The following is a 25,572-nucleotide window of genomic DNA, read 5'->3' on the forward strand; positions in this document are numbered from 1 at the left end:
TCAGGCATCGCCGGGCACGTGCTCCGGTCCGCGCCTGCGCCGGTGCTCGACCCAGGCCCAGATATGCGGCCCGACGAGACCGATGAAGGCGAGCGTCAGCAGCGTCAGCGACAGCGGATGCCGGTAGAATACCGTCCAGTCGCCGTTGGCGATCGTCATCGCGCGGCGGAACTGCGTCTCGGCCAGCGGCCCGAGGATCATGCCGATGATGACCGGCGCGGTCGGGAAATCGAAGCGCCGCATCAGGAAGCCGGCCGCCCCCAGAAGATAGAGGATGACGAGATCGACCGGCGACTGCGAGATGCCATAGGTGCCGACGGTGGCGAACACCAGGATGCCGGCATAGAGCTGCGGCGCCGGGATCTTCAAGAGCCGCACCCACAGGCCGATCAGCGGCAGGTTGAGGATGACGAGGATGACGTTGGCGATGAACAGGCTGGCGATCAGGCCCCAGACGAGATTGGCCTGTGTCGTCAAGAGCAGCGGCCCGGGGTTGATGCCGTAGCTTTGGAAGGCCGACAGCATGATCGCGGCGGTGGCCGAGGTCGGCAGTCCAAGCGTGAGCATCGGCACCAGCACGCCGGCGGCGGAGGCGTTGTTGGCGGCTTCCGGGCCGGCGACGCCCTCGATGGCGCCGACCGTGCCGAACTCCTCCTTGTGCTTCGACAGCTTCTTCTCGATCGCATAGGAGAGGAAGGTCGGGATCTCGGCGCCGCCGGCCGGCATGGCGCCGATCGGGAAGCCGATCAGGGCCCCGCGCAGCCATGCCTTCCACGAGCGTCCCCATTCGGCCGCGGTCATGTAGAGCGAGCCCTTGAGCGGCACGATCTCGTCCTTGCCGGCATAGCGGCGCGAGGCCATGTAGAGCGTCTCGCCGACCGCGAACAGGCCGACCGCGACGATGATGACGTCGACGCCGTCGAGCAGTTCGCCCATGCCGAAGGTGAAGCGCGGCTGCCCGGTTTGCAGGTCGACGCCGATCATGCCGATGACGAAGCCGGCGAACAGGCTGGTGAGACCGCGCACCGAGGACGAGCCCAGCACCGCCGAGACGGTGATGAAGGCGAGCACCATCAGCGAGAAATACTCGGCCGGGCCGAAGGCCAATGCGAACTTGACCACGATCGGGGCCAGGAAGGCGACGCCCAGCGTGCCGATCGTGCCGGCGACGAACGAGCCGATCGCCGAGGTGGCGAGAGCGGCGCCGCCGCGGCCCGAACGCGCCATCCGGTTGCCTTCCAGGGCGGTGACGATGGTGGCGCTTTCGCCCGGCGTGTTGAGCAGGATCGACGTCGTCGAGCCGCCATACATGGCGCCGTAATAGATGCCGGCGAACAGGATGAAGGAGGCTTCCGGCGCCACCTGGTAGGTGATCGGCAAAAGCAGCGCGATGGTCAGCGCCGGCCCGAGGCCGGGCAGCACGCCGATCGCCGTTCCGAGCGTCGTGCCGACCAGGCACCACAAAAGATTGGCCGGCGTGAAGGCTACCGAGAAGCCGTGTGCGAGTTGGTTGAGCGTGTCCATCGCGTCAGCCCCTGACCATGGCGATGACGGCGTTGATCACCGTGTTCAGCTGGTTTTCGACGAAGCCGGCGCCGATGTTGACGCCAAGCGCCTTAGCGAAGCCGAAATAGGCCGCGAGCGCCAGGATCAGCCCGAGCAGCACGTCGCGCAGCGGGCGGCGGCTGCCGAAGCCGTAGCAGACCAGCACGAACATGATCACCGATGCGGCGGTGAAGCCGAGCGGATGGATGAGCGTAAGGTTGGCGACGAGGCCGGCCACCACGAAGCCCATCGACTTCCAGTCGGTCGGCGTCTCCTTCTCCTCGTCCGGCTGCCAGCCGCCCCGGAGCGCCGCGACGATGAGCAGCAACGACAGCACCACCATGCCGGCCATGGTGATATAAGGGAACACCCTGGGACCGACTTTGGAATAGAGCGGCGACACCGGGATCGCCAGTGTCTGCCAGGCCACGGCCGCGGCGCAGGCCAAGAGCCCGACGCCGATCAACAATTCGGGTATGGCGAAGCGCGGCGGCGCCTGCTGGTCGCTGGTGCTCATGAATGTCCTCCCTGGATGACCGGCATCCCACGGCCGGTCCTGACCGCAGTCTCACCCGCGACGGAGTTCATGTCCATGCGCTTGGCGAGCGTCGAGGCGGGGCGGCGCGGGCCGCCCCGCTCCGGGAAGGCATCAGGCGAGGCCGAGATCCTTGAGGATGGCGCCGATGCGGGCGGTGTCCTCGGTGACGAACTTGGCATAGTCGTCGCCGGTGAGCAGGATCGGCGTCCAGTTGCGGTTCTTGCACTCGGTCGCCCAGGCCTCGCTCTTGGCCATGGTCTCGACCAGCTTGATGAGCGCTGCCTTGTCGGCATCGGACACGCCGGGCGGGGCGAAGACGCCACGCCAGTTGAACAATTCGACATCGATGCCGGCCTCCTTCAGCGTCGGCGCGTCGATGCCCTCCTGGCGTTTGTCGGCGGAGATGGCGAGCAGCCTGAGCGCTCCCGCCTTGATCTGCTCGGAGAACTCGCCATAGCCGGAAATGCCGGCCGCCACCTGGTTGCCGAGCAGCGCCGACAGCGCCTCGCCGCCGCCGGCGAACGGCACATAGGAGAGATTGGTCGCCGGCACGCCGGCCGACTTGGCGATCAGCCCGAACAAAATATGGTCCGAACCGCCGGCCGAGCCTCCGGCCACCGGAACCTGGGTCGGATCGGCCTTGAGCGCGGCGACGAAGTCGGCGGCGGTCTTGAACGGCGACGCCGCCGGCACCACCAGCGCTTCGAACTCGCCGGTGAGGCGGGCGATCGGGATCACCTCTGTCAGGTTGTTGGCCGACTTGTTGGCGATGATGGCGCCGACCATGACCATGCCGGCCACCATCAGCGAATTGGCCTTGCCATTCCACTGGTTGACGAATTGCGGCAGGCCGACCGTGCCGCCGGCACCGCCGACATTGGTGATCTGCGAGCCCGAGATCAGCTTTTCAGAGCGCAGCACCTGGTCGATCGTGCGTGCCGTCTGGTCCCAGCCGCCGCCGGGCGCGGCCGGCACGAAGATCTGGAGCTGCGGCGCGTCCTGCGCGAAGGCGGGCGTGAAGTGCAGTGCCGCGAAGCCGGCCGCGGTGCTCGTCAAGAATCTGCGTCTGTTCAGCATGGGATTCCTCCAAATCACGACACCTCCTCCGGTGCCTGCCAAGACGTGGCCTGAATTCAGACCCGCCTTCGAGTTCAAGCATTTGTGACTGCGTTCTGTCAACGGGAATGGCATTCTACTGGACAGAACGATTTTGCCACGACAAAATCGCCTCATCCGGGCTTGGCCTGGACGGGGCGACCAACATGAAATCATCATCGGGATGAAAAATACACCTGCCAGCCCGGCGTCGGCCGAAGGCGTTGCCGCGCTCGACCGCGCCATCGCCATCCTCGACGCATTCACCCCCGCTGACCGCTCGCTCGGCCTGGCCGAGATCGCGACCCGCACCGGCCTCTACAAGAGCACCATACTGAGGCTCGCCAACTCGCTGATGCGCGGGCAATTGCTGGAACGCCTGGACGACGGGCGCTATCGCATCGGGCCGGCCACCTTCAGGCTTGGCGCGATCTACCAGCGCTCGGTGGTGGCGATGGATGTCCTGCTGCCGATCATGCGCGACCTGTCCGAGCGGAGTTGGGAAAGCGTCGCCTTCTATGTCCGCTCCGGCGACGTCCGTACCTGCCTCTACCGCGTCGAGTCCAAGCATCCGATCCGCTACACGATCCGCGAGGGCGACGTGCTGCCCTTGCTGGCCGGCTCCGGCGGCCGCGTGCTCGCGGCATTTTCGGGCGAGCCGGGCGAGCCCTATGAGACCATCCGCGAAGACTATCATCACTTGTCGGTGGGCGATCGCGATCCCGAGACGGCTGGCGTCTCGGCGCCTGTCTTCGGCCCCGGACGGACCCTTCTCGGCGCGCTCACCCTGGCCGGGCCGAGAACGCGCGTGGACGCGGCCTTTCTGCGGCGCATGACCGCGCCCCTGCTCGAGGCCGCCGCCCGCGCCACCCGCGCCTTCGGCGAAGACGCCTCGATGCTCGAACGGGCAAGCGTGAAAGCGGCCAGCGCCGGCAAAGCACTGGAATCTATCTGAATTATGTTCACAGGCTTCGGCCGCGACTTGCCGGACATTGGCATTCGGGCAAATTGGAAGCAGTCGAGCCCCAATAATATTTTCCTAAAATCCGATCCTATACCCCGGCGTAAGCTCGCCGCGGAAGAAGACGCCTTGTGTCGAGCTAAAATACTGGACAAGTTTATTGGCTGTTAAGGCCGACATGCTAGTCGAGCTGTTGTCGCATAACGAGCTGCGACATGAGGGCGAGAGGTTTCGTCCGACCCATGACTGATCGGTCGGACCGGCGGATTCACGGGGAGCCATGGCAATTTCCATGGAAGCTTGATGAGGCTGTCAGCGACGCTTGCCAGTCCGCGTCTTGTCGGACTGGTCTGGCCATTCATACTCGTGGTCCTGATCCAGGCTCTCGTCGCCAGCGGCAGCCTCTATACGCTTTCGGCCGTTCGCGCCTACGTTGGCGGCGAAAGCCATTGGTCGAAGGGACAGAAAGAGGCCATCTATTTCCTCAGCCTCTATGTCGATACCGGCAAAACGGGCTTCTTCAACGAATATCGCGACGCGATCGCCGTTCCGCTGGCCGACCACGCGGCGCGGCTGGCGCTCGAGCAAGCCGAGCCTGACACCGACGCGGCGCGCGCCGGTTTCCTGCAAGGCGGAAATCACGCCGACGATGTCACCGGGATGATCTGGCTGTTCCGCAACTTCCGCGATGTCAGCTACCTCGATGTGGCCATCCAGCGCTGGGCGGCGGCAGACGTCATGATCCTGGCGCTCGACGAGCTCGGCAACGCCATCCACCGCAAGATCGAGGAAGGACCGGCATCGGCGGCGCAGATCGGCGCCTGGAAGGCAGAGATCCACCGGCTCAACGATGAGATCGGCCCCCTTTCCAAGGCATTCTCCGACAGCCTGGGTGAAGGTTCGCGTTTCATCAAGCTGGCATTGACGCTGGCCAACCTGGCCACGGCGGCCTTGCTGATCCTGCTTGCCGTGTGGCGCACGCGCAAGCTGCTGGCGCAGCGTCAGGCCTTTCAGAACGCGCTCAACGCCGAACGCGAACGGGCCCAAATCACGCTCGCCTCGATCGGCCAGGCCGTCATCAGCACGACTGCCGACGGGCGGCTGGACTATATGAACGCCGTTGCCGAGCGTCTGTTGGCGCGCCAGTTCGATGCGGAAAAGGGCAAGCCGATCGCATCGCTGTTCAGGCTCATCGACAAGGAAACGGGCGTCGAGGAGACACGGTGGATGGAGCGCCTGCTGGCCGGCGAGCCGCAGCCCGCCAACGCCCGACCATGGCTGCTCAAGCGCGCTGACGGCTCGGTCGTTCCCGTCGCCTTGACCGGCGCGCCGCTGTCGGTCGCGGGCAGGCTGGTCGGCGCCGTGCTCGCGGTCCACGACATGACGCGCGAACAGGACTATATCGAGCGGCTCTCATGGCAGGCATCGCACGACGCGCTGACTGGGCTTGCCAACCGCCGCGACTTCGAGAACCGCCTGCAAAGAACGGCGGCGGACTTGCACAGCCGGCCAGGCCAGCACGCGCTGATGTATCTCGATCTCGATCAGTTCAAGCTCGTCAACGATACATGCGGCCACGCCGCCGGCGACCAGTTGCTGCGCCAGGTTTCGGTCCTGCTCGGCAATGAGCTGCGCGCGGGCGACATCCTGGCCAGGCTCGGCGGCGACGAGTTCGGCGTGCTGCTCTTCGACTGCAGCGCGGATGTCGCCGCCGATATCGCCGAACGGCTGCGGGCGACCGTGCAGGATCTGCATTTCTCCTGGAATGGGCGGCCCTTCGTCATCACTGTCAGCATCGGCGTGGTGCAGATCACCGATGCCGAAGTCACGCTCGAGGAGACCCTGCAGGCCGCCGACGTCGCCTGTTACATGGCCAAAGAGAAGGGCCGCAACCGGGTTCAGCTGCACAGCGACAGCGACACCGCCCTGCGCGAACGCTTCACCGAGATGGCCTGGGTCCAGCGCCTGCACGCTGCCCTGGAGGAAAATCGCTTCAGGCTCCATTGCCAGGAGATCTGGCCGCTCAATGATGCCGTGGCCGAAGCCGGCGCACATATCGAAATCCTGCTGCGGCTGACGGATGAGGACGGCTCCATCGTCTCGCCGGCCAGCTTCATCCCGGCGGCCGAGCGCTATGGGCTGATGCCGGCGATCGACCGCTGGGTCGTGCGCGGCGCATTCGCCGTTCTGGCCGCGCGCCTTGCCAACCCAACGGCCGCTCCGATCGCCACCTGTGCCATCAATCTCTCGGGGGCGAGCTTCGGCGACGAGACGTTCCTCGACTTCCTGCGCGAACAGTTCGGCGTCTTCGGCATTCCGCCGAACATGGTCTGCCTGGAGATCACCGAGACCAGCGCCATTGCCGATCTCGCCAACGCGATGCGCTTCATTGCCCAGTTGCGCGAGTTGGGATGCCGCTTCGCCCTCGACGACTTCGGCTCCGGCATGTCGTCCTTCGCCTATCTGAAACACCTGCCTGTCGACTATCTGAAAATCGACGGCAGCTTCGTCAAGGACATGCTGGAGGACCGCATCGACCGGGCCATGGTCGAGATGATCCATCATATCGGCAAGGTGATGGGCAAGCGCACGATTGCCGAGTTCGTTGAAAGCGAGAGCATCATCGAGGCCCTGAAGTCGATCGGCGTCGACTATGGCCAGGGCTATGCGATCGCCCGGCCGCAACCCTTCAACGCAACGACGAAGCTGCTGAGTCCGGGCTCGCGCGCTGCCCCCGACGACGGTCCGGACAGCGCTCTCGCGCGCAAGCTGCGCATGGCCGGCTGAGGATGGCTGGGCTGGCTCAGGGATGCCGTTCCAGCAGGATCGTCGCGTTGTCGTGATAGGTGGTACGCAGGATTTCCGTGTAGCCGCATTTGGCCGCGACATTGAGCGAGGCGGTGTTTTCCGGATCGATGATGCAGACTGTTCTGGCCGGCGAGAACGTCACGTCGCCCCAGGCGAGAGCCCGCTGTACCACTTCGCTGGCCAGTCCCCGGCCCTGCGCTTCCGGAGCCAGCGCCCAGCCAGCTTCCGGCACGCCCTCGATCGAGGGCTCGATGGCGCGCTTCAGATCGTGAAAGCCGGCCTCGCCGATGAAGCGGCCGGTCGCCTTCTCCTCGATCGCCCAGAAACCGTAGCCGAGCAGCGACCACAGGCCGGCATGACGCAGGAAGCGCATCCAGCTTTCCTCGCGCGTCCGCGGCTTGCCGCCGATGAAGCGGGTGACGGCGGGATCGGCCCACATGGCGACGTAGGCGTCGAAATCGTCCAGCCGGTGCGCCCGCAGGATGGTCCGCGCCGTTTCGATGACCGGGACGCCGGTTGCCTTTGGACTGCCCATAAAACTTGCCTCGCTTGAACGTCAAGCAGGCGCCTAGCAAACCTCCCGCACCGAACAAGGGCCACGGCGGTCCGGATCATCCTCCAGACCAGAACGTCCCATCACACCAGAGCAGCTAGCTGCCGGCCATGTCTGGGAATTCTGTCCGGCGATGCTAGTCTTCGCGGGAATCTGATTCAGCCCACGCATCATCCAACCAGAGGAAAAGCATGGATACCACCGACCTCGTGCTGGCCATCATCCATCATCTGCTGGTGTTTTCGCTGGCCGGCATCATCGGCGCCGAATTCGTGCTGATCCGCGGCGACTTGCCCGCCGCGACGCTGAAGCGCCTTGTCGGCATCGACCGCCATTACGGCATCATCGCCGCGCTGATCGTCATCGTCGGCGCCGGCCGTGTCTTCTATGGCCTCAAGGGCTGGGAGTTCTACATCTACAACTGGATGTTCTGGGCAAAGATGACGGCCTTCGTCATCGTCGGCCTTTTGTCGATCGTCCCGACCATCCGCTTCATCTCCTGGAACCGGCAGGCCGGCGCCACTCCCGGCTTTCAGGTGCCGGCGGCCGAGCTCGCCTCGGTGAAGACCTATGTCCGCGCCGAAGCCTTCATCTTCCTGCTGATCCCGGTCTTCGCCGCGGCGATGGCGCGCGGCTACTGAGCCTCCACGGCGACGCTCTCCGCCAGCGGCGCGATCGGCACCAGCGGCGCTGGTATCTCGGACGTTTTCTCGGCCGCTTTGCACAGATCGGCGATGACGCAGGCCGGGCAGTCCGGCTTGCGCGCCTTGCAGACATAGCGGCCGTGCAGGATCAGCCAGTGATGCGCATGGCGCATATATTCTTCCGGAATGATCTTCAGCAGCCCCTGCTCGACCTGCTCAGGCGTCTTGCCGGGCGCCAGCCCCAACCGGTTGCCGATGCGCAAGATATGCGTGTCGACCGCCATCGTGTGCTGGCCGAAGGCCATGTTGAGCACGACATTGGCGGTCTTGCGCCCGACCCCCGGCAGCCTGACCAGCTGGTCGCGGTCGTCTGGCACTTCGCCGCCATGCTCGTCGATCAGCGCCTTGGACAGCGCGATCACGTTCTTGGCCTTGTTGCGCCAGAGTCCGATGGTGCGGATGTAGTCGCCGACCTTTGCCTCGCCCAGCGCCAGCATCTTCTGCGGCGTGTCGGCGACCTTGAACAGCGCCCGCGTCGCCTTGTTGACGCCGGCATCGGTCGCTTGCGCCGAAAGCACCACGGCGACCAGCAAGGTGAAGGCGTTGACATGCTCGAGTTCGCCCTTCGGCTCCGGCCGCTGCACCGAAAACCGCCGGAAGATCTCATGCACCTCGGCCGGGCTGTAGAGCGGCCGTGATCGTGCCGGCCGCGGCCGCGGCTTGGCGTTCGAGCCGTCGCGCCGGCCGGGCGGCAGTGCATTTTTGGCCATCGGGGATTTTTTCGTCTTGGGGCTTGCCATTCCCTTCCTATAATATCCAGCCATGAGCGACACAAACGCCTCTTTCCAGGCCGACGAACCCTTCTTCCATGCCTTGCTGACACCGCACCGCTCGCTCGGCCGCACCGGCTTCTTCGTCCTGATGGCCGCGTTGTCGTTCGGCTGGCTGGTCACCGGCGCGTTCTTCCTGTCGCGCGGCGCCTGGCCGGTGTTCGGCTTCTTCGGGCTCGACGTGATCGCCGTCTACATCGCCTTCCGCGTCAACTACCGCGCCGCCCGCGCCCGCGAGGAGGTGTCGGTGTCGCGCACCACCCTCGACATCCGCAAGACCGCGCCCTCCGGCAAATCGGAAGCGCACCGCTTCAATCCATTCTGGGCCCGCTTCTCGATCGCCCGCCATGCCGAGATCGGCATTACCAGGATGGCAGTGGAAGCGCAGGGGCAGATCGTGTCGATCGGGTCCTTCCTCGACCCCGCTTCCCGCGAAAGTTTTGCCGCCGCCTTTTCGCGCGCGCTCGCCACCGCCAGGGCGCGCTGATCGTCAAAATTGGAACCGCAGCAACCGGCCCACCTTGCGAAGGGCCGGGATGTGGCTCCAAAGGCGGAAGATCAGGCCCGCGAACCAGCTCACGCGCGCGGCATGTTCGGGTTTGTAGGCGGAGGTTTCCTCCACCAACCGCAGGCCAGGCGCAGCCTGCTCCAGCTCGCGCGGGTCGTTGATCGCCCAGTGAAGCTCGGCCCCGGTAGCTCGGAACGTCGGGCTGGAACGCACGAATTTCAGACCGAGATCGCTGTAGGCGTCGCAGACAAGCTCGCCACCGGCCAGATGCGACACAAGCCGCGCAAACAATTTTGGACCCTCGTCGGCGGCGAGATAGGGCGTGAGCCCCTCCGCAACGATCATTGCCGGCCGATTGCCCGGCACAGCATCGAGCCAGCCGGGCTCGGTAACCGACGAAGCGATCAAATGGGTGTGGTCGCGCGGCGGAAAAAGCTTGCGCCTGAGCTCGATGACCTTGGGATAGTCTACGTCGAACCAGTCGACGCCTGGCGGCGGATCGATGCGGAACACCCGTGTGTCGAGCCCGCAGCCGAGATGCAGCACGATGGCGTTGGGGTGCATGGCCAGGAAGGCCGACGTCCAGTCGTCCAGCGCCTTCGCCCGGATTGCCAGGCTGACGGCGAGATTGTCGTCGACCTTAAGCCTCGCGAAGTCATAGTCGATTCGGCGAACGGCCTCATCCGCGAAGCGATCTTGCAACAGCGAATCCGGCCTCCGGCTTTCCAGCGCCTTGCCGTAGACGGTGATGAGCAGGGTTTCCTTTTCCCGGGTGAGATGGACTTTCTCGCCGGCCATGGGCTTTCCTTTCACTGAGCCAGTTCTATCTGGGCGCCGGTTGCTGGAAGGCAAGTTTCGGGTGGTGGCAGAGGGCGGGAACAACGATATTCGCGCTCAAGGAGATATTGCCATGAACGCCCAGATGACCATGAATGCGCAGATGAAACCGACCGCGATCCTTCAGAACGACATCACCCCCGAAGGCAGCGATTACGAGGTCGTGCGCCGCGCCATCGAGAAGATCAGCCTCGACTATCGCGACCAGCCCTCGCTCGAGGTTCTGGCCGAGGAGGTCGGCGAGACGCCGACCGGGTTGCAGAAGCTGTTCACCCGCTGGGCCGGCCTGTCGCCCAAGGCCTTCCTGCAGGCGGTCACGCTCGACCACGCGCGCCGGCTGCTTGATTCCGGCATGCCGCTGCTCGAGACGTCGTTCGAGCTCGGCATGTCCGGCCCCGGCCGGCTGCACGACCTCTTCGTTACCCATGAGGCGATGTCGCCGGGCGACTATAAGACGCGCGGCGCCGGCCTCACCATCCGCTACGGCTATCACATCTCGCCCTTCGGCATCGCGCTGATCATGGTCACCGACCGCGGCCTTGCCGGCCTTGCCTTCAATGATGCCGGCGGCGAGCGGGCGGCCTTCGCCGACATGTCGGGGCGCTGGCCGAACGCGACTTATGTCGAGGACATGAGCGCCACCGCGCCCTATGCCGCGCGCATCTTCGATCCGAGGCTGTGGCGCGCCGACCAGCCGCTGCGCGTGGTGATGATCGGCACCGACTTCCAGCTGCGTGTCTGGGAAGCCCTGCTGCGCATTCCGATGGGCAAGGCCTGCACCTACTCCTCGATCGCCGCCAGCATCGGCGCGCCGAGCGCGAGCCGCGCGGTTGGCGCGGCTGTCGGCGCCAATCCGATGTCCTTCGTCGTGCCCTGCCATCGCGCGCTCGGCAAATCCGGGGCGTTGACTGGCTATCACTGGGGCCTGACGCGCAAGCGCGCCATCCTCGGCTGGGAGGCGGGACAGGTCGGGTCTTGAAACATCGATTTTTTCGGTGATTGTTGCACAAAACCGCAGATCGAAGTATAAGCAAGTATTCTTACACTTATTGTCCTGCAACAGTAAGCGATACAACCGGCGACAACCTGTGGTTTCGCCGGTTTTTCTCTTTGCAGGCAAGTCACGCCCCTTAAGTTTACCCTAAATTAACCACGATAAAGCGAAGATACCTTTGCATTAAGTCGGACCAGCCGGCTTGATAGGAGGGTCTCGATGAAGTTCTTTCGCGCCGTCATCGGTGCGGCACTGCTGGTCGCCTGTATCGACCAGACCGCATCGGCCGCCACCGGAAACGTGTTGTTCAACGGCACGATCACCGCGACCTGCACGATCACGATCAATTCCAACGGCACGATGACCGTCAGCACCAACCTTCAGTCGCTGAGCTCCCACAATGCCGGCGGTTCAGCCGGCAGCGCCCAGGTCGACACCACGGGCGGCGTCACGCTCAGCGTCGACCCGGTTACGACCACCACCGTGCCGGCCTCGGATGTCACGGCCACCACATGGACCCCGACCTTCGCCACCTCCGGCGCGCAGACGATTGCCGAAACCGGAACGGCGACCGCGCTGACGGTACCCGGCACATCGACGGTCGCCGTCAACCTTGCTGGCACCAAGGGCGGCTCAAACCGCTTCTCCGCCGGCAACTACCAGGCGACCGTGACATTGCGCTGCGAATAGCCTCTCGCGAAAGGAGCGATCTTTGAGAAAGATTGGAACTCTGGCGGCGGCGTTGGCCGCCGTGCTGTCTCCCATCGCCGCGACGGGCCAGTCGATGACGCCGATGCGCGGCGAGGTGAGGTCGTTCACCGATGCCTTCGCCGTCCGGGTCTTCCCGGGCAACCCGTATGACCAGCGCATTCGCGTCGAGGTTCATGTCTACGACCAGGATTTCCAGCCGGTCGCCGCCAGGATCACGCCGAGCGCCTTCCTTTTGGCCGGCCAGGCATCGCGTCCGGTCCTGGTGGTCGTGCCGTTCGACGGCGCAACCGAGCGTAAAGTGCGTATCTGTACCGAGAGTATCCCCTTTCCAAGCGAGCAGACGCAGATAAGGGCACAGATATGCGGAAAGTTCTTCGGACATCGCAGGTCCTGACCCTTGCCTTGCTGCCCGCCTTGGCGGTCGTGAGTCAGGGGTTTGCCGAGGACATACTGAACCTGAACCAGAACCAGACGGGCTTCACCCTGCCCGGCGTCACTCTGCCCCAGGGCCAGGACGAGGTTCACGCTTCCGACGGCACCACCTGCCGCTCTTCGGTTTCCGGCAGCGGCGCCTATCTCGATGTCGGCGTCATCAGAGGCAACAACAGCAGCCAGTCGAACAGCGACCTCGCCACCTATGGCCGCGTGGTGGTGCCGATCGGGCGGACGCCGAAGCGCGTCGATTGTAGCCGCCTCTACGAGCTCGAGGTCGAGCGCCTGCAACTGGAGCTTAAGCTGCTCAAGATGGGCCTCGGCACCGACGGCCAGACGACGGCAAGCGTGCCTGCCGCCCCTCCGACGGCCGCTCGCGCTCCCGCGGCCGCATCGGCCGGATGGGCCAACGAAGGCTGGAGCATCAGAGGGACAAACGGCGATGGCAGGAAAAGGAAGAAGAAATAGCCGCGCCCTGCTGGCGATGGCAGCACTTGCCGGCCTCTGCCTTCCGACCCAGGCGGCGGTCGTTGGCACCTGCACGATTGTGATCGGCGCCTCCGGAACGATGAAGCCGAATCCCGCCATCAACATCTTCGGCTCCAAGCAGGCGGGCGGGTCGAGCGCCGGCGCCACCATCACCGCAAGCTCGCTGCTGTGCACGATCCTCAACCTGATCGACTGCTTTTCTGTTTCGGCGCCGGCGCCGATCGCCTTCACCTCCGCTCCAAGCGGTGGCGACACCAACGTCACTTTCGCCACGGTCTTCCGTCTCGACGGCTCGGGCACGGATATTCCCGGCAGTTCGCCGCAGCGTGTAATCAACGGCACCCACACCATGCAGGTCGACCTCACCGCCACCAAATCGCCGGGCATCTTTCCCGCCGGCAGCTACCAGGGCACGGTCACCGTGCGCTGCGAATGAAAGCGTGGCGGCTCGCGCGGAACTGCTCAATGGGCTGGCAACCGGCACTCTTACGGGCTAGCTTCCCGCCCATTAAGCAGGAGGCACTTCTTGATTATCGTAGTCGGCTCGATCAACCTCGACCTCATCGCCAATGTCGACCGCTTGCCAGCGCCTGGCGAGACGGTGCGCGGTTCCGCTTTCGCCACCGCGCCCGGCGGCAAGGGTGCCAACCAGGCGCTGGCCGCCGCGCGCGCCGGCGCCAAGGTGAGGATGGTCGGCGCCGTCGGCAAGGATAGCTTCGCCGCCGAGGCGCTGGCTTTGCTCACTGGCAAGGTCGATCTCTCCGGCATAGGCGAGAGCTTCGCCTCGACCGGCACGGCGCTGATCCTGGTCGGCGCCGACGGCGAAAACGTCATCGCCGTGGTCCCGGGCGCCAATGATTCGGTGCTGCCAGGCGATATCGCCAAGGCACAGCTCAAGAAGGGCGACGTCGTGCTGCTGCAGCACGAGATCCCCTTGCAGACCGTTGACGCCGCGCTGGAGGCGGCGCGGGCGGCCGGCGCCGTCAGCGTGCTCAACACCGCGCCGTTCCGCCCCGAGGCGTCCGAGCTTCTGGGCAAGGCCGACTATGCCGTCGCCAACGAGACCGAATTCGATCTCTACGGCGAGGCGCTGTCGCTCAGCGGCCGCGACCGCCCGGCGCGGATGCGCGACTATGCCGGCAAGACCGGACGCGCCATTGTCGTCACCCTCGGTGGCGACGGCGTGCTCGCCGCGACGCCCGACACCTTCCTGACCGTGCCGGCGTTGAAGATCACTCCGGTCGATACGGTCGGCGCCGGCGACACGTTTTGCGGCTATTTCGGTGCCGGCCTGTCGTCGGGCCTGCCACTCGAACAGGCGCTCGTCCGCGCCGCCGCCGCCGGCTCGCTCGCTTGCCTGAAGCCCGGCGCCCAGCCGGCGATACCGCTGGCGAAGGACGTCGACGCCGCCTTGTCGGCCGCCGGGTGACGGCCATGCGTCCGGCGACCAGACATGCCGTCCCGCCCGCGGGCGATATCTGCCGGCTGTCCGCCGTGGAGCTGGCCGGCGCAGTCCGTGAGCGCCGCCTGTCGGTGCGCGAGGTGGTCACCGCCTTCCTCGACCGCATCGAGGCGGTGAACCCGCTGGTCAATGCCATCGTGTCGCTGCGCGACCGCGCCGATATCCTCGCCGATGCCGACAGGGCCGACGCCCATCTGGCCCTCGCCGGCAAGGCGGGATCGCTGTTCGGTCTGCCCATTGCTATCAAGGACCTGGCGCTGACCAAGGGCCTGAGGACCACTTTCGGCTCGCCGATCTTCGCCGACTTTGTCCCCGGCGAGGACGATTTCTTCGTCGAGCGCGTCCGCAAGGCGGGCGCCATCATCATCGGCAAGACCAACGTTCCCGAATTCGGACTTGGCTCCAACACCTACAACAGCGTGTTCGGCCCGACGCTCAACGCCTTCGATCCGCTTCTCACCGCCGGCGGCTCGAGCGGCGGCGCTGCGGTGGCGCTGGCGCTCGACATGCTGCCGGTCGCCGACGGCAGCGACTTCGGCGGCTCGTTGCGCAACCCTGCCGCCTACAACAACGTCTACGGCTTCCGCCCTTCGCAGGGACTGGTCCCGGCCGGGCCGGACATCGATGTCTTCCATGCCCAGATGGGCGTCGAAGGGCCAATGGGCCGCAGCGTCCGCGACATCGCCCTGCTGCTCGACGAACAGGCCGGCCATCATCCGCGCGCCCCACTGTCGCACGACAAGCCGGGTTCCTTCCTCGACGGATTGTCGACGAAGGCGACTGGCGGCCGCATTGCCTGGCTCGGCGATCTCGGCGACCATCTGCCGATGGAGCCTGGCATCCTCGACCTTTGCCAGGCCGCGCTCGTCCGCTTCGCCGACGCGTCGTTCCACAGCGAAGCGCTGGTGCCGGATGTCGATTTCGAGGCGCTGTGGCAGGCCTTCGTCACGCTGCGCCAGGCGAGCAGCGGCTGCGCGCTCAAGGTCCACTACGACGATCCGGCCAGGCGCAAACTGCTGAAGCCGGAGGCCGTGTGGGAAGTGGAGCAGGCGATGCGCCTCACCGCGCCCGAGATCCATGCCGCCACGGTACGGCGCTCGTCCTGGCACCGGACGCTGCTGTCGATCTTCGATCGCTTCGACCTCGTCGCGCTGCCCACCGCGCAGGTCTTTCCCTTCGAGGTCGCCACCCGCTGGCCGCGCGAAGTGGCCGGGCACGCCATGGACAGCTACCATCGCTGGATGCAGGTCTCCGCCTTCGCCACGCTCGGCGGCTGTCCGGCGCTCAACGTACCCGTTGGCTTCGACGGCAAGGGCCGGCCGATGGGCATGCAACTGATCGGGACGCCACGCTGTGACCTCGCTGTGCTACGGGCCGGCGCGGCCTACGAGGCGACCTTGCCCTGGCAGGCAGGGGCAAGCTGAGGACCGCCTGTGGCGGCAGGCTGGCGCTTGCGCCGGCCTCGGCGCCGTGCATTGATCGCGTTCGGCCGCCGCCGGATCGGCGCCATCCTGCTTGAGGGAAGACCATGTCGCTGGAACTCTACGCCACCTACGTCGTCGCCTGCATCGTCATCGTCCTGGTGCCCGGCCCGACCGTCACGCTGATCATCGCCAACAGCATCCGCCACGGCTCGCGTGCCGGCCTTGCCAATGTCGCCGGCACCCAGGCCGGCCTCGCCATCATGATCGCCATCGTCGGCATCGGCCTCAACACGCTGATCGCCGGCATGGGGCACTGGTTCGAATGGGTCAGGCTGATCGGCGCCGCCTATCTGATCTGGATGGGCGTGCAGATGTTCCGTTCGAAAGGCACGCTGAACCCCGACGGCTCGGCCAGGAAGCCGCGCGGCGGCTTCTTCCTACAGGGTTTCCTGGTGGCGATCAGCAATCCGAAGACGCTGGTGTTCTTCGGCGCCTTCTTCCCGCAGTTCATCGCGCCCCAGGGCAACTACACGCTGCAGATCGTGGTGATGGGTCTCACCGCGATGGTCTTCGCCGCGATGTCGGATTCCACCTACGCGCTTGCCGCCGGCCGCGCCGGCCGGCTGCTGTCGGCCAGCCGCATCAAGCTGATGTCCCGCATCAGCGGCAGCTTCCTGGTCGGCGGCGGCCTCTGGCTGGCGTTCTCGAAGGCGAAGTAGCGCCTACCTTCCCTCGCCCCGTTTACGGGGAGAGGGTGGTCGCCAAGCGATCGGGTGAAGGGCAGCGCCAGGATTGCTGGCAAAACACCGACATTCGCGCCGCCCCTCATCCACCTAAACGGGGAGAAGGAAGCTTTCAGAGCCGCCCCAGCCTCTCGACCAGCAGCGCGAAAAACGCGTCATGGTCGATGTCGCGCATCACCATGGCGTTCGTTTCCCGCTTGGTCACGCCCCACCAGTCGATCACCGTCATGCCCATGGTGAGCTCGGAAGAGGTCTCGACGCTGACATTGCAATTGCGGCCCTTGAACAGCTCGGGCTTGATGAGATAGGCGATCACGCACGGATCGTGCAGCGGCCCGCCATCGGTGCCGTACTTCTCCTCGTCGAAACGCTCGAAGAACTCCAGCATCTCCGACGTGGCGATGCCCACCCTGGTGCCGAGGTCGCGGAAAGCCTGCGTGCGCTTGGCCGTGGTCAATGCCTTGTGGGTGACGTCGAGCGGCATCATCACGATCGGAACGCCGGATTTGAAGACGACGTCGGCGGCGTGCGGGTCGACATAGATGTTGAATTCGGCGGTCGGGGTGACGTTGCCGCCCTCGAAGAAACCGCCGCCCATCAGCACGATTTCCTTGATGCGCGGCGCGATCCGCGGCTCGCGGATCAGCGCCAGCGCGATGTTGGTGAGCGGTCCGAGCGGGCAGAGCGTGATCGTGCCGCTGTCTTCGCTCATCAGCGTCTCGACGATGAAATCGACGGCGTACTGATCCTGCAGCGGCATCGTCGGATCGGGCAGTTGCGGGCCGTTGAGGCCGGTCTTGCCATGCACTTCCTCGGCGGTGACGAGCTGGCGCGCCAGCGGCCGGATGGCGCCGGCATAGACCTTGATATCGGGCCGGCCGGCCAGCTCGCAGATCTTGCGGGCGTTCTTCTCGGTCAGATTCAGCGGCACGTTGCCGGCAACGGCGGTGATGCCGACGATCTCCAGCTCGGCGCTGCCGAGCGCCAGCAAAATGGCGACGGCATCGTCCTGGCCGGGATCCGTGTCGATGATGATCTTGCGTGACTGCGGCATTTCAATTCCTTCTGGGAGTCTTTTTGGGCGGGGTTTTGGGGCGGGGTTTGTGATGGCTTGAACTTGTCCGCGCGGCGGACCATATCAAGACAATCGGGAAAAATGCCATCCGGGTTTTTCCAGTTTATGTCGCTCTCCAGAGGACACTGTAACATGAGCCGAATGACGCCCTTTTCGAGCCCGCTTCTCCTGGGCTTCGACACCATGGAAAAGACGCTCGAGCGTCTGGCGAAGTCCGGTGACAGCTATCCTCCTTACAACATCGAGCGCCTCAGCGGCGCCGACGGCATGGCCGAAAGGCTGCGCATCACGCTCGCCGTCGCCGGCTTCGCCGAAAGCGACCTCGATGTCACGACGGAGGAGAACCAGTTGATCGTGCGCGGCCGTCAGACCGACGATACCGAGCGCGAATTCCTTCACCGCGGCATTGCCGCGCGCCAGTTCCAGCGCTGTTTCGTGCTGGCCGACGGCATGCGGGTGATCGCGGCGGAGCTGAAGAACGGCCTGTTGTCGATCGATCTCGATCGGCCGGAGGTCGAGCGGCTGGTACGGAAAATAAACATATCGGTGAAAGACTGATCTTTACCGCTGCATCGGCCGGAAAATCGGAATCGATTTTCCGAAAGCACGATGCAGCAGACTTGAAGTTAGAGCGTCCTTTGTGCGTCCAACTGGACGCACGGCGCTCTAATGGCTCTCATGCGGGGCGGCCTTGGACGGCGTCCTCGCGTCAAGGAGGCTTGAAATGACCAGAACCGACGAAACCTCGACCATGACCAGCGGCGAATTCGCCCATCTCGGCGAAGGCTCGGTCGCCTATCTCCGGAAAGTCTCGAGCGACGATTTGCGCGGCCGCTTCCCCGGCCTCGACGAAATCGCGCCCGGCATGGAGCTGTGGGCGCTGTTTGCGGCCAATGGCCAGCCGATCCTGCTGTCCGACGCCCGCGACCGGGCGCTGGCTGGCGCGCTGGAGAACGACCTGACCACCGTCGCCATTCACTGACGGCGGTCTGTCAGGGTCCAAATGGAAAGGGTCGCTTTTGGCGGCCCTCCGAAGGTTTTAATCCCGAAAAGAGCTTCAGGCCGCGTGCGAGGCCTGCGTGTCCGACAACAGCGCGTGGATCGCCACCGCATCGCGCGTACCCCTGATCTTGGCCACGGTGTCGGCGTCGCGCAGCACGCGCGCGATGCGCGACAACGCCTTGAGATGGTCGGCGCCAGCACCCTCCGGTGCAAGCAGCAGGAACACCAGGTCGACCGGCTGGTCGTCCAGCGCCTCGAAATCGACCGGCGTTTCCAGCCGGGCGAAGACGCCGGCGATCCGCTTCACCCCGGCGAGCTTGCCATGCGGAATGGCGATGCCGTTGCCGACTCCGGTCGAACCCAGCCGCTCGCGCTGCAGGATGGTGTCGAACACCTCCCGCTCCGGAATGCCCGAAATCGCCGCCGCCCTCTCAGACAGCAATTGCAGCAGCTGTTTCTTGGAGTTCGCCTTCAACGCCGGCATGATCGCCGGAACGTTGATCAGATCGCTAAGATCCATGCCTGAAAAATCCCTTGTTCGCCCGCCGCAGCCAGTCCTCGCCCCCTCGCGCGGCTGGCTGCTATCCCTGTGCGACTTTGGTCGTGGACGGGTCGATCCAGCCGATGTTCCCATCCGGCCGGCGGTAGACGATGTTGAGATGCTCGTTCCCGGCGTTGCGGAACACGAAGACCGGGCTGTCCTTGGTGTCGAGTTCGATGACGGCGGACGCCACCGACATGGTGCGCAGCGTCATGGTCGACTCGGCGACGACCGCCGGAGCGAAATTCTCCGGAATCTCCTCGTCGTCGTCGGCGAGAGGCGCCATCACCGTATAGGCGATGTCGGTTGGCTCGCCATTGCCGTTGCCGGAGTTGTGCGATTTCAGGCGGCGCTTGTAGCGCCGCAGGCGGGTTTCGAGGCGATCAGCCGCCGCCTCGAAGGCAAGCGTGGGGTCCTGTGCGTCGCCCGTCGCCTGCAATGAGGCGCCGGAATCGAGCCGGATCATGCAGTCGGCCGAAAAGCGCGACCCCGATTTGATGACCGTGACATGCCCTGAAAAACCGCGATCGAAATATTTCCCGATCGCCTCGCCGACACGGTCGTTGATGCGCGTACGGAACGCATCGCCGATGTCCATGTGTTTTCCCGAAATGCGCAGTTTCATCTGAAAACTGACCTTCCCTACTCAGGCTTCAAACTGTCCCGAGTTTATACTCGTGGTCCGCGCGCACAAGCTTTGCGGCGGCGCTCGCGCCGATTTTAAATCCGAACTTTCCGGTTGATCACAAGTTGCCTTCTGGCCGTCGCGAGGCCTTCGCTGTGACGGACCCATCCGCTTGCGGGTTTCAGGCCCGCCTCATGCGGGCGGGCTTCTAGACACTTCATTGCGGCTTGTCAATGAAGCTCGAAAACTGTGGAAATCCGCGCCGCGGCCGTTTGACGGTGCGGTCAGCGCCCGGCGCTGGCGATAGCGCGCTTTTCACGCCGCCGCTGCACCGAGGAGGGAATATTCATGCCTTCCCGGTATTTGGCGACTGTACGGCGGGCGATGTCGACGCCGCTTTCCCGCAGCATGTCGACGATGGCGTCGTCGGAGAGCACGTCGACAGGCTTTTCCTCATCGATCAATTGCTTGATGCGGTCGCGCACCGCTTCCGAGGAATGCGCCTCGCCGCCGCCCGCCGAGGCGATGGAAGCGGTGAAGAAATAGCGCAGTTCGAACACGCCGCGCGGCGTCAGCATGTATTTGTTGGCCGTGACCCGGCTCACCGTCGATTCGTGCATGCCGATGGCATCGGCCACCGTACGCAGATTGAGCGGCTTGAGGTGGCGCACGCCATGGACCAGGAAGGCGTCCTGCTGGCGAACGATCTCCGAAGCGACCTTGAGGATGGTCTTGGCCCGCTGGTCGAGGCTGCGCGTCAGCCAGTTGGCGCTCTGCAGGCACTCGGCCAGGAAGTCCTTCTCCGCCTGGTCCTTCGCGTGGCCCGAAACCCTGGCGAAATAGACATTGTCGACCAGGACGCGCGGCAGCGTCTCGGCATTGAGCTCGACTGCCCAGCTGCCGTCGTTGGCGGCACGCACCTCGACATCGGCGACGATGGCGTCGCTGGCGCCGCCCGAAAACGCCATTCCGGGCCGCGGATCGAGGGCCCGGATCTCGGCCAGCATGTCGAGCAGATCCTCCTCGTCGACCCCGCAGATCCGCTTCAGCGTCTGGAAATCGCGCCGCGCCAGCAGCTCGAGGTTGGCGACCAGCGCCCGCATCGCCGGATCGAGCCGGTCGCGCACGGCAAGCTGCAGCGACAGGCATTCGGCGAGGTCGCGGGCAAACAGGCCGGCGGGTTCGAACGTCTGGCAGATCACCAGCACCTTGGCCACCGCCGCTTCGCTGGCGCCGAGGCGAGCCGCGATCTCGGCCATGTCGGCGCGCAGATAGCCGGCTTCATCGAGGCCATCGGCAAGCTCCCCGGCAATCAGCCGCGCCGCCGGGTCGGCGAAGGCGAGCGCGATCTGCTCGCCGACATGTTCGCGCAGCGTGATCGCGCTGGCGGCCATGTCGCCGACATCGAAACCTTCGGGCGAGGACGCGCCCATGCCGCTGCCGGAAGCCGATTTCCATTGCGCGCTGAGACCCGGACCGAGCCGCTCGCTGGTGCCGGGATCGTCGGGAAAGAGATTCTCCAGCGAGGAATCGAGCTTGTCCGAGATCGCTTCGGCGCTCCATTCGGTCTCGGCTTCGAACCAGTCGCCGTCGGCGGCGGTTTCCGGCGCGGCATCGCTCTTCTGCGCCAGGTCGCTCGCCGCGTCGTCCTGCGGCTCGGCGCGCTCCAGCAGCGGGTTGCGCTCGATCTCGTCATCAATGAAGCGCTCGAGCTCGACATGGGTGAGCTGCAGCAGCCGGATCGACTGCATCAGTTGCGGCGTCATCACCAGCGACTGGGACTGCCGTAGCTGTAATTTCGCCGCCAGCGCCATGGTTGGTTTTCAAACGCCTCTACGCACAGGACATGCCGGAACGAGTTTTTCCGACCGGGACAAACAAACTGGCCCGGCTTTTGCTTGTCAAGGGAAACGGTAGCAAAACGCGCTTACCGGAGCGTTATTTCAGGCAAAAATCGGACAAGAATCCCAAAAATCGCCGAAAAATTGCGTCGGGAGCTGGATTTCCTGTTTAGAGGGTAAAACCCTCGCCGAGATAAAGCCGCCGCACATCGGCATTGGCGACGATCTCGTCGGCGCGGCCATGCGTCAGCACCTGGCCGGCGTGGATGATGTAGGCGCGGTCGATCAGGCCGAGCGTCTCGCGCACATTGTGATCGGTGATCAGCACGCCGATGCCGCGCGCGGTCAGGTGCCGCACCAGCTGCTGGATATCGGCCACCGCGATCGGGTCGATGCCGGCGAAAGGCTCGTCGAGCAGCATATAGGCCGGGCGCGTGGCGAGCGCGCGCGCGATCTCGAGACGCCGCCTCTCGCCACCGGACAGCGACAGCGAGGGCGCCTTGCGCAGATGGCTGATGTGGAATTCCTCGAGCAGCTCGTCGAGGCTGCGCTCGCGTGCCTTGCGGCTCTTCTCGACCACTTCGAGCACGGCGCGGATGTTCTGCTCGACGCTCAAGCCCCGGAAGATCGAGGCCTCCTGCGGCAGGTAGCCGATGCCGAGCCGGGCGCGGCGGTACATCGGCATCGAGGTGACGTCGAAGCCGTCGATCTCGATCGTGCCTTCGTCCACCGGCACCAGGCCGGTCACCATATAGAAACAGGTCGTCTTGCCGGCGCCGTTGGGGCCGAGCAGCCCGACCGCCTCGCCGGCGCGCACGCCAAGCGTCACGCCGCTGACGACCTTGCGGCCCTTGTAGCTCTTGGTCAGGCCCTTGGCGATCAAGGTGCCCTTGAACTTGGCGGAATCGGCGGAAACCGTAGCCGGCGCCGCTGGTTTGCCGGCGGCCCGCCCCGGAAGGCGAGCCAGCAGCGACGATACGCCGGCCATTATTGCTTCGGCGCTCCCGACTTCGGCGGCGGGGTCATCGACATGATGACGCGCCCGCCACAGCCGTCGACCTGAGCGAGGCCGCTCTTCATCTGCACGGTGAGCTTGCAGCCCTTGAGCACGTTGGGCCCCTGCGACAGCACCACTTCCTTGCCGGAAAGCACGAGCACCTGGCTCTTCATGTCGAACGTGCCATTGTCGCCGGTGGCGATCTGGTCGTTCGACTTGATGTAGACCTTGTTGTCGACCACAAGGTGGTCGATGTTGGCCGAGCCGGTCATCGCCGACGCGCCGGCGGCGGCGCCCTTGGCGGCATTGGGATCCTTGACATAGTAGACCGTCATCTTGCCGGCCTTGAGCGTGGTCGGCCCTTGCGTCACGGTGACATTGCCGCTGAACACGGCGACGCTGTCGGCCTGGCGAACCTCGAGCTTGTCGCTCTCGATCTGGATCGGCTGATCGCCGGAAAGCTTGAGGCCCGAGACCTGGCTGGTCGTGCCGGACTGGGCAAGCGACGGCGACGCGCCGAGCAGCAGCAGCACCGAAGCCGCGCTCAAAAGCCGTGCCATACTATTGCGACGCATTCGATTCTCCGCCCTGTTGCTCTGCCGCCTTCAAGCTGGCGGGATCGATGTTGACGCGCACCTTGCTCTCGAAGACCAGGACCTTGCCGTTGTCCTGGACCGCCATCGAATCCGCCGTGATCCGCGAGCCGCCTCGGCTGACATCGACCGGATCATCCGTCTTCATAGTGCCTTTGCCCATGTCGAGGAAGACCGATTTGAGCTTGGCCTCGATGCCGTCGGTCGTCGTCACCGTAATGTCGCTGGTCAGGCTCATCGTGTTGCCGTCGCGGTTGTAGACGCCGCGCGTGGCGTTGACGGTCGCCACATTGTCCGATGTCAACGGCAATTTGGCGTTGATCCCTTCAAGATCGATGATCCCTTGCTTGCCGACGTCCTGGATGGCGCGCAGCGCCGTCAGCGAATAGGGCAGCTTTTGCTTGGTGAAGCCGTTGAGCTTGGGGTTGGCCATCACCAGCTTGCCGTCGGCAAAGGCGCTGCCTTCGGCCTGCACCGAGATCGACACCGGGGCGGCAAGATAGGAATAGACCGGAAAGGCGATGGCGATGCCAGCCGCAAGCAGCGGCACAGCGAATTTCAGCACGCGCACCCGGCGCGAATGCCGCTGCGCGCGGTCGAACGCATCACCGCGCGTGCCGGCTGGCGCCGCTGGCGCCAAAGCCGTCTCGGCATTGGTCGTTTCGTTCGATCGCGCTAGCATGACTAAATTCTAATAAACCCTTGCCCCGCCAAATCACCGCCTATAGGTGGGATGTCGGCCCCCGTAAGCAAGCACAAGCGGAGGAAAACCGCAAAAATGTGACGGCTGCCGTTGTACAAACGGAAGTGAAGTCGACGCAATTTCCGCACTTCATAGCAGATACGGACGAGCGGCGTTAATTTTTCATGAAGCACCGCCTCGCGTCGCGCGGACGCTTTGACGCAACCCCGCCAGGAAACGGTAGCCGGGCGCGGACGCTTGCTTTAAAAGCAACTCTTCCCACCGACCGAGAGGCTGACCATGGCAATGAGAGCCGATGACCTGATCGACCGCCGCCGTTTGCGCCGCAAGGTGACGTTCTGGCGTGTTGCCGCGCTCATCGTCGCGGCCATCGCGCTGATCGCCCTGTCGACCTGGGTCTATCGCGACGACTTCAGCGGCTCGGCCGTCGACCATATCGCCAAGGTCCGGATCGAAGGCACCATCACCGAGGATGAGGAGCTCATCAAGCGGCTGGAGACCATCCGCGAATCCCCGAGGGTGAAGGGCGTCATCCTGTCGATCGACTCGCCCGGCGGCACCACGGTCGGAGGTGAATCGATCTTCGAGGAAGTGCGCAAGCTCGCCGGCGACAAGCCCGTCGTGGCGGAAGTCGGCACGCTCGCCGCGTCCGCCGGCTACATGATTGCGAGCGCCGCCGACCATATCGTCGCGCGCAAATCCTCGATCGTCGGCTCGATCGGCGTGCTTATCCAGTATCCGGACGTCAGCGGCCTGATGGACAAGCTCGGCATCAAGCTCGAGGAGGTGAAATCCTCGCCGCTGAAGGCCTCGCCCTCGCCCTTCAAGCCGACCAATGAGGACGAGCGCGCCATGGTCCGCAAGCTCATCCTCGACAGCTATGACTGGTTCGTCGGCATCGTCGCCGACCGCCGCAAGATGACCCACGAGCAGGCGCTGGCGCTTGCCGACGGCTCGATCTTCACCGGCAGGCAGGCGCTCGCCAACCATCTGATCGACGCCGTCGGCGGCGAGACCGAGGCGATCGGCTGGCTGGCGACCAAGGGCGTCGACGCCAAGCTCAAGGTTGTGGAGTGGAAGGACACCGAACGGCACGGCGGCTTCCTGTTCTCAAAGACAATGGCGAAAACCATCGCTGGCGCGCTCGGCCTGCCCGACGCCGGCGGCGACGTCATTCACGAAATTGGAGCGGACCGCTTGTTTCTTGACGGTCTCGTTTCGGTCTGGCACCCTTGACGAGCCGTTTGGGACGAGCGAAAAAGCAAATAAAATCATCCTCATAATTTGACTGAAGTGCTTTCAGGGGAGCCGTTCTCATGATCAAATCCGAGCTTGTGCAAATTATTGCCACACGCAATCCGCATCTTTTCCTGCGCGACGTCGAAAACATCGTCGGCGCCATCTTCGACGAGATCACCGACGCCCTTGCCGAAGGCAATCGGGTCGAGCTGCGCGGTTTCGGCGCCTTTTCGGTGAAAAACCGTCCCGCCCGCACCGGCCGCAACCCGCGCACCGGCGAATCCGTCGAGGTCGAGGAGAAGTGGGTGCCGTTCTTCAAGACCGGCAAGGAATTGCGCGAAAGGCTTAACGGCGGCAAATAGGCGCGAATTCGTGCGCCGGC

29 protein-coding genes are annotated in these 25,572 nt (G+C 64.9%); 16 read left to right on the forward strand and 13 right to left on the reverse strand.

What is annotated here, in order from left to right:
- The 3 genes from EN857_RS08365 to EN857_RS08375 all read right to left on the reverse strand — a co-directional run bounded on the left by EN857_RS08365 (position 1) and on the right by EN857_RS08375 (position 3,160).
- Positions 1 to 1,524, reverse strand: a complete 1,524-nt coding sequence (locus EN857_RS08365; RefSeq protein WP_127310122.1) for a tripartite tricarboxylate transporter permease — start codon at positions 1,522 to 1,524, stop codon at positions 1 to 3.
- Positions 1,525 to 1,528: 4 nt separating this feature from the next.
- Positions 1,529 to 2,062 carry a tripartite tricarboxylate transporter TctB family protein gene (locus tag EN857_RS08370; RefSeq protein ID WP_127286133.1) on the reverse strand — a complete coding sequence of 178 codons (534 nt, stop codon included), beginning with the start codon at positions 2,060 to 2,062 and terminating at the stop codon, positions 1,529 to 1,531.
- Between the two features lie 132 nt (positions 2,063 to 2,194).
- Positions 2,195 to 3,160 (reverse strand): tripartite tricarboxylate transporter substrate-binding protein, encoded by a 966-nt coding sequence (locus tag EN857_RS08375; protein WP_127286134.1) that lies wholly within the window; start codon positions 3,158 to 3,160, stop codon positions 2,195 to 2,197.
- Positions 3,161 to 3,362: 202 nt separating this feature from the next.
- Between EN857_RS08375 and EN857_RS08380 the strand changes: the two genes are divergently transcribed.
- Complete coding sequence (locus EN857_RS08380) at positions 3,363 to 4,133, forward strand: IclR family transcriptional regulator (RefSeq protein ID WP_127391440.1); 771 nt, start codon at positions 3,363 to 3,365, stop codon at positions 4,131 to 4,133.
- A gap of 309 nt (positions 4,134 to 4,442) precedes the next feature.
- Positions 4,443 to 6,926: an EAL domain-containing protein gene (locus EN857_RS08385; RefSeq protein WP_127286136.1), complete on the forward strand. Its 2,484-nt coding sequence runs from the start codon at positions 4,443 to 4,445 to the stop codon at positions 6,924 to 6,926.
- 16 nt (positions 6,927 to 6,942) lie between these two features.
- Here the strand turns inward: EN857_RS08385 and EN857_RS08390 are convergent, their stop codons facing one another.
- A complete protein-coding gene (locus tag EN857_RS08390; protein WP_127310572.1) occupies positions 6,943 to 7,482 on the reverse strand; it encodes a GNAT family N-acetyltransferase in 540 nt (179 codons plus the stop codon).
- Positions 7,483 to 7,691: 209 nt separating this feature from the next.
- Between EN857_RS08390 and EN857_RS08395 the strand changes: the two genes are divergently transcribed.
- Positions 7,692 to 8,141 (forward strand): DUF2214 family protein, encoded by a 450-nt coding sequence (locus tag EN857_RS08395; protein ID WP_127286378.1) that lies wholly within the window; start codon positions 7,692 to 7,694, stop codon positions 8,139 to 8,141.
- On the opposite strand, the gene nth is transcribed toward EN857_RS08395, so the two are convergent.
- Positions 8,135 to 8,944, reverse strand: a complete 810-nt coding sequence (gene nth, locus EN857_RS08400) for an endonuclease III (RefSeq protein WP_127286379.1) — start codon at positions 8,942 to 8,944, stop codon at positions 8,135 to 8,137. The genes EN857_RS08395 and nth overlap by 7 nt on opposite strands.
- A 22-nt stretch (positions 8,945 to 8,966) precedes the next feature.
- Between nth and EN857_RS08405 the strand changes: the two genes are divergently transcribed.
- Entirely contained in the window at positions 8,967 to 9,461 is a 495-nt protein-coding gene (locus tag EN857_RS08405; protein ID WP_127286380.1) for a DUF2244 domain-containing protein, read from the forward strand.
- A gap of 3 nt (positions 9,462 to 9,464) precedes the next feature.
- Here EN857_RS08405 and EN857_RS08410 read toward each other — a convergent pair whose 3' ends face one another.
- The gene (locus tag EN857_RS08410; RefSeq protein ID WP_127310573.1) at positions 9,465 to 10,280 is read right to left on the reverse strand and encodes a class I SAM-dependent methyltransferase; all 816 of its coding nucleotides are present in this window, start codon (positions 10,278 to 10,280) and stop codon (positions 9,465 to 9,467) included.
- A gap of 130 nt (positions 10,281 to 10,410) precedes the next feature.
- On the opposite strand from EN857_RS08410, the gene EN857_RS08415 reads away from it, so the two are divergent.
- From EN857_RS08415 to EN857_RS08450, 8 genes are all read left to right on the forward strand, one after another.
- Positions 10,411 to 11,298 carry a methylated-DNA--[protein]-cysteine S-methyltransferase gene (locus EN857_RS08415; RefSeq protein WP_127286387.1) on the forward strand — a complete coding sequence of 296 codons (888 nt, stop codon included), beginning with the start codon at positions 10,411 to 10,413 and terminating at the stop codon, positions 11,296 to 11,298.
- 234 nt (positions 11,299 to 11,532) lie between these two features.
- Complete coding sequence (locus EN857_RS08420) at positions 11,533 to 12,003, forward strand: hypothetical protein (RefSeq protein WP_127286382.1); 471 nt, start codon at positions 11,533 to 11,535, stop codon at positions 12,001 to 12,003.
- A gap of 94 nt (positions 12,004 to 12,097) precedes the next feature.
- Entirely contained in the window at positions 12,098 to 12,418 is a 321-nt protein-coding gene (locus EN857_RS08425) for a hypothetical protein (protein WP_245478317.1), read from the forward strand.
- Positions 12,385 to 12,924 carry a hypothetical protein gene (locus EN857_RS08430; protein ID WP_127392281.1) on the forward strand — a complete coding sequence of 180 codons (540 nt, stop codon included), beginning with the start codon at positions 12,385 to 12,387 and terminating at the stop codon, positions 12,922 to 12,924. Before EN857_RS08425 ends, EN857_RS08430 begins: the two co-directional genes overlap by 34 nt.
- Positions 12,899 to 13,381, forward strand: coding sequence for a hypothetical protein (locus EN857_RS08435; RefSeq protein ID WP_127392280.1), 483 nt, complete (start codon positions 12,899 to 12,901; stop codon positions 13,379 to 13,381). The genes EN857_RS08430 and EN857_RS08435 overlap by 26 nt, the downstream gene beginning before the upstream one ends.
- A gap of 90 nt (positions 13,382 to 13,471) precedes the next feature.
- Positions 13,472 to 14,374 (forward strand): ribokinase, encoded by a 903-nt coding sequence (locus tag EN857_RS08440; RefSeq protein WP_127286386.1) that lies wholly within the window; start codon positions 13,472 to 13,474, stop codon positions 14,372 to 14,374.
- Positions 14,375 to 14,379: 5 nt separating this feature from the next.
- Positions 14,380 to 15,831 (forward strand): amidase, encoded by a 1,452-nt coding sequence (locus tag EN857_RS08445; protein WP_127392279.1) that lies wholly within the window; start codon positions 14,380 to 14,382, stop codon positions 15,829 to 15,831.
- A 104-nt stretch (positions 15,832 to 15,935) separates the two neighbouring features.
- On the forward strand, positions 15,936 to 16,550 hold the full coding sequence (locus tag EN857_RS08450) for a LysE family translocator (RefSeq protein WP_127392278.1): 615 nt from the start codon (positions 15,936 to 15,938) through the stop codon (positions 16,548 to 16,550).
- 136 nt (positions 16,551 to 16,686) lie between these two features.
- Here EN857_RS08450 and EN857_RS08455 read toward each other — a convergent pair whose 3' ends face one another.
- Complete coding sequence (locus tag EN857_RS08455) at positions 16,687 to 17,628, reverse strand: nucleoside hydrolase (RefSeq protein WP_127392277.1); 942 nt, start codon at positions 17,626 to 17,628, stop codon at positions 16,687 to 16,689.
- Positions 17,629 to 17,781: 153 nt separating this feature from the next.
- Between EN857_RS08455 and EN857_RS08460 the strand changes: the two genes are divergently transcribed.
- Positions 17,782 to 18,207: an Hsp20 family protein gene (locus EN857_RS08460; protein WP_126058304.1), complete on the forward strand. Its 426-nt coding sequence runs from the start codon at positions 17,782 to 17,784 to the stop codon at positions 18,205 to 18,207.
- Between the two features lie 166 nt (positions 18,208 to 18,373).
- A complete protein-coding gene (locus tag EN857_RS08465) occupies positions 18,374 to 18,631 on the forward strand; it encodes a DUF1150 family protein (RefSeq protein ID WP_127286971.1) in 258 nt (85 codons plus the stop codon).
- Between the two features lie 75 nt (positions 18,632 to 18,706).
- Here the strand turns inward: EN857_RS08465 and ptsN are convergent, their stop codons facing one another.
- The 6 genes from ptsN to lptC all read right to left on the reverse strand — a co-directional run bounded on the left by ptsN (position 18,707) and on the right by lptC (position 23,930).
- Positions 18,707 to 19,171 carry a PTS IIA-like nitrogen regulatory protein PtsN gene (gene ptsN, locus EN857_RS08470; protein WP_006200387.1) on the reverse strand — a complete coding sequence of 155 codons (465 nt, stop codon included), beginning with the start codon at positions 19,169 to 19,171 and terminating at the stop codon, positions 18,707 to 18,709.
- Between the two features lie 61 nt (positions 19,172 to 19,232).
- Positions 19,233 to 19,817: a ribosome-associated translation inhibitor RaiA gene (gene raiA, locus EN857_RS08475; protein ID WP_127286970.1), complete on the reverse strand. Its 585-nt coding sequence runs from the start codon at positions 19,815 to 19,817 to the stop codon at positions 19,233 to 19,235.
- Between the two features lie 284 nt (positions 19,818 to 20,101).
- Positions 20,102 to 21,631: an RNA polymerase factor sigma-54 gene (gene rpoN, locus EN857_RS08480; RefSeq protein ID WP_135858288.1), complete on the reverse strand. Its 1,530-nt coding sequence runs from the start codon at positions 21,629 to 21,631 to the stop codon at positions 20,102 to 20,104.
- A gap of 196 nt (positions 21,632 to 21,827) precedes the next feature.
- A complete protein-coding gene (gene lptB / locus EN857_RS08485) occupies positions 21,828 to 22,646 on the reverse strand; it encodes an LPS export ABC transporter ATP-binding protein (RefSeq protein ID WP_127309347.1) in 819 nt (272 codons plus the stop codon).
- Complete coding sequence (locus tag EN857_RS08490; protein ID WP_127282412.1) at positions 22,646 to 23,230, reverse strand: LptA/OstA family protein; 585 nt, start codon at positions 23,228 to 23,230, stop codon at positions 22,646 to 22,648. Before EN857_RS08490 ends, lptB begins: the two co-directional genes overlap by 1 nt.
- A complete protein-coding gene (gene lptC, locus EN857_RS08495) occupies positions 23,217 to 23,930 on the reverse strand; it encodes an LPS export ABC transporter periplasmic protein LptC (RefSeq protein ID WP_127282411.1) in 714 nt (237 codons plus the stop codon). Before lptC ends, EN857_RS08490 begins: the two co-directional genes overlap by 14 nt.
- A 300-nt stretch (positions 23,931 to 24,230) precedes the next feature.
- On the opposite strand from lptC, the gene sppA reads away from it, so the two are divergent.
- Positions 24,231 to 25,187, forward strand: a complete 957-nt coding sequence (gene sppA / locus EN857_RS08500; RefSeq protein WP_127309349.1) for a signal peptide peptidase SppA — start codon at positions 24,231 to 24,233, stop codon at positions 25,185 to 25,187.
- Between the two features lie 80 nt (positions 25,188 to 25,267).
- Complete coding sequence (locus tag EN857_RS08505; RefSeq protein ID WP_006200394.1) at positions 25,268 to 25,552, forward strand: integration host factor subunit beta; 285 nt, start codon at positions 25,268 to 25,270, stop codon at positions 25,550 to 25,552.
- The last annotated feature ends 20 nt before the right edge of the window (positions 25,553 to 25,572 follow it).

The sequence above is a fragment of the Mesorhizobium sp. M4B.F.Ca.ET.214.01.1.1 genome (assembly GCF_004791545.1).
In the GTDB taxonomy this organism is placed as follows: domain Bacteria; phylum Pseudomonadota; class Alphaproteobacteria; order Rhizobiales; family Rhizobiaceae; genus Mesorhizobium; species Mesorhizobium abyssinicae.

Excerpts from the sequence above, each read along its gene's own strand:
- EN857_RS08365 (WP_127310122.1), bottom strand. The coding sequence starts at position 1,524 with ATGGACACGCTCAACCAACTCGCACACGGCTTCTCGGTAGCCTTCACG.
- EN857_RS08370 (WP_127286133.1), bottom strand. The coding sequence starts at position 2,062 with ATGAGCACCAGCGACCAGCAGGCGCCGCCGCGCTTCGCCATACCCGAA.
- EN857_RS08375 (WP_127286134.1), bottom strand. The coding sequence starts at position 3,160 with ATGCTGAACAGACGCAGATTCTTGACGAGCACCGCGGCCGGCTTCGCG.
- EN857_RS08380 (WP_127391440.1), top strand. The coding sequence starts at position 3,363 with ATGAAAAATACACCTGCCAGCCCGGCGTCGGCCGAAGGCGTTGCCGCG.
- EN857_RS08385 (WP_127286136.1), top strand. The coding sequence starts at position 4,443 with ATGAGGCTGTCAGCGACGCTTGCCAGTCCGCGTCTTGTCGGACTGGTC.
- EN857_RS08390 (WP_127310572.1), bottom strand. The coding sequence starts at position 7,482 with ATGGGCAGTCCAAAGGCAACCGGCGTCCCGGTCATCGAAACGGCGCGG.
- EN857_RS08395 (WP_127286378.1), top strand. The coding sequence starts at position 7,692 with ATGGATACCACCGACCTCGTGCTGGCCATCATCCATCATCTGCTGGTG.
- nth (WP_127286379.1), bottom strand. The coding sequence starts at position 8,944 with ATGGCAAGCCCCAAGACGAAAAAATCCCCGATGGCCAAAAATGCACTG.
- EN857_RS08405 (WP_127286380.1), top strand. The coding sequence starts at position 8,967 with ATGAGCGACACAAACGCCTCTTTCCAGGCCGACGAACCCTTCTTCCAT.
- EN857_RS08410 (WP_127310573.1), bottom strand. The coding sequence starts at position 10,280 with ATGGCCGGCGAGAAAGTCCATCTCACCCGGGAAAAGGAAACCCTGCTC.
- EN857_RS08415 (WP_127286387.1), top strand. The coding sequence starts at position 10,411 with ATGAATGCGCAGATGAAACCGACCGCGATCCTTCAGAACGACATCACC.
- EN857_RS08420 (WP_127286382.1), top strand. The coding sequence starts at position 11,533 with ATGAAGTTCTTTCGCGCCGTCATCGGTGCGGCACTGCTGGTCGCCTGT.
- EN857_RS08425 (WP_245478317.1), top strand. The coding sequence starts at position 12,098 with ATGACGCCGATGCGCGGCGAGGTGAGGTCGTTCACCGATGCCTTCGCC.
- EN857_RS08430 (WP_127392281.1), top strand. The coding sequence starts at position 12,385 with ATGCGGAAAGTTCTTCGGACATCGCAGGTCCTGACCCTTGCCTTGCTG.
- EN857_RS08435 (WP_127392280.1), top strand. The coding sequence starts at position 12,899 with ATGGCAGGAAAAGGAAGAAGAAATAGCCGCGCCCTGCTGGCGATGGCA.
- EN857_RS08445 (WP_127392279.1), top strand. The coding sequence starts at position 14,380 with ATGCGTCCGGCGACCAGACATGCCGTCCCGCCCGCGGGCGATATCTGC.
- EN857_RS08450 (WP_127392278.1), top strand. The coding sequence starts at position 15,936 with ATGTCGCTGGAACTCTACGCCACCTACGTCGTCGCCTGCATCGTCATC.
- EN857_RS08455 (WP_127392277.1), bottom strand. The coding sequence starts at position 17,628 with ATGCCGCAGTCACGCAAGATCATCATCGACACGGATCCCGGCCAGGAC.
- EN857_RS08460 (WP_126058304.1), top strand. The coding sequence starts at position 17,782 with ATGAGCCGAATGACGCCCTTTTCGAGCCCGCTTCTCCTGGGCTTCGAC.
- EN857_RS08465 (WP_127286971.1), top strand. The coding sequence starts at position 18,374 with ATGACCAGAACCGACGAAACCTCGACCATGACCAGCGGCGAATTCGCC.
- ptsN (WP_006200387.1), bottom strand. The coding sequence starts at position 19,171 with ATGGATCTTAGCGATCTGATCAACGTTCCGGCGATCATGCCGGCGTTG.
- raiA (WP_127286970.1), bottom strand. The coding sequence starts at position 19,817 with ATGAAACTGCGCATTTCGGGAAAACACATGGACATCGGCGATGCGTTC.
- rpoN (WP_135858288.1), bottom strand. The coding sequence starts at position 21,631 with ATGGCGCTGGCGGCGAAATTACAGCTACGGCAGTCCCAGTCGCTGGTG.
- lptB (WP_127309347.1), bottom strand. The coding sequence starts at position 22,646 with ATGGCCGGCGTATCGTCGCTGCTGGCTCGCCTTCCGGGGCGGGCCGCC.
- EN857_RS08490 (WP_127282412.1), bottom strand. The coding sequence starts at position 23,230 with ATGCGTCGCAATAGTATGGCACGGCTTTTGAGCGCGGCTTCGGTGCTG.
- lptC (WP_127282411.1), bottom strand. The coding sequence starts at position 23,930 with ATGCTAGCGCGATCGAACGAAACGACCAATGCCGAGACGGCTTTGGCG.
- sppA (WP_127309349.1), top strand. The coding sequence starts at position 24,231 with ATGGCAATGAGAGCCGATGACCTGATCGACCGCCGCCGTTTGCGCCGC.
- EN857_RS08505 (WP_006200394.1), top strand. The coding sequence starts at position 25,268 with ATGATCAAATCCGAGCTTGTGCAAATTATTGCCACACGCAATCCGCAT.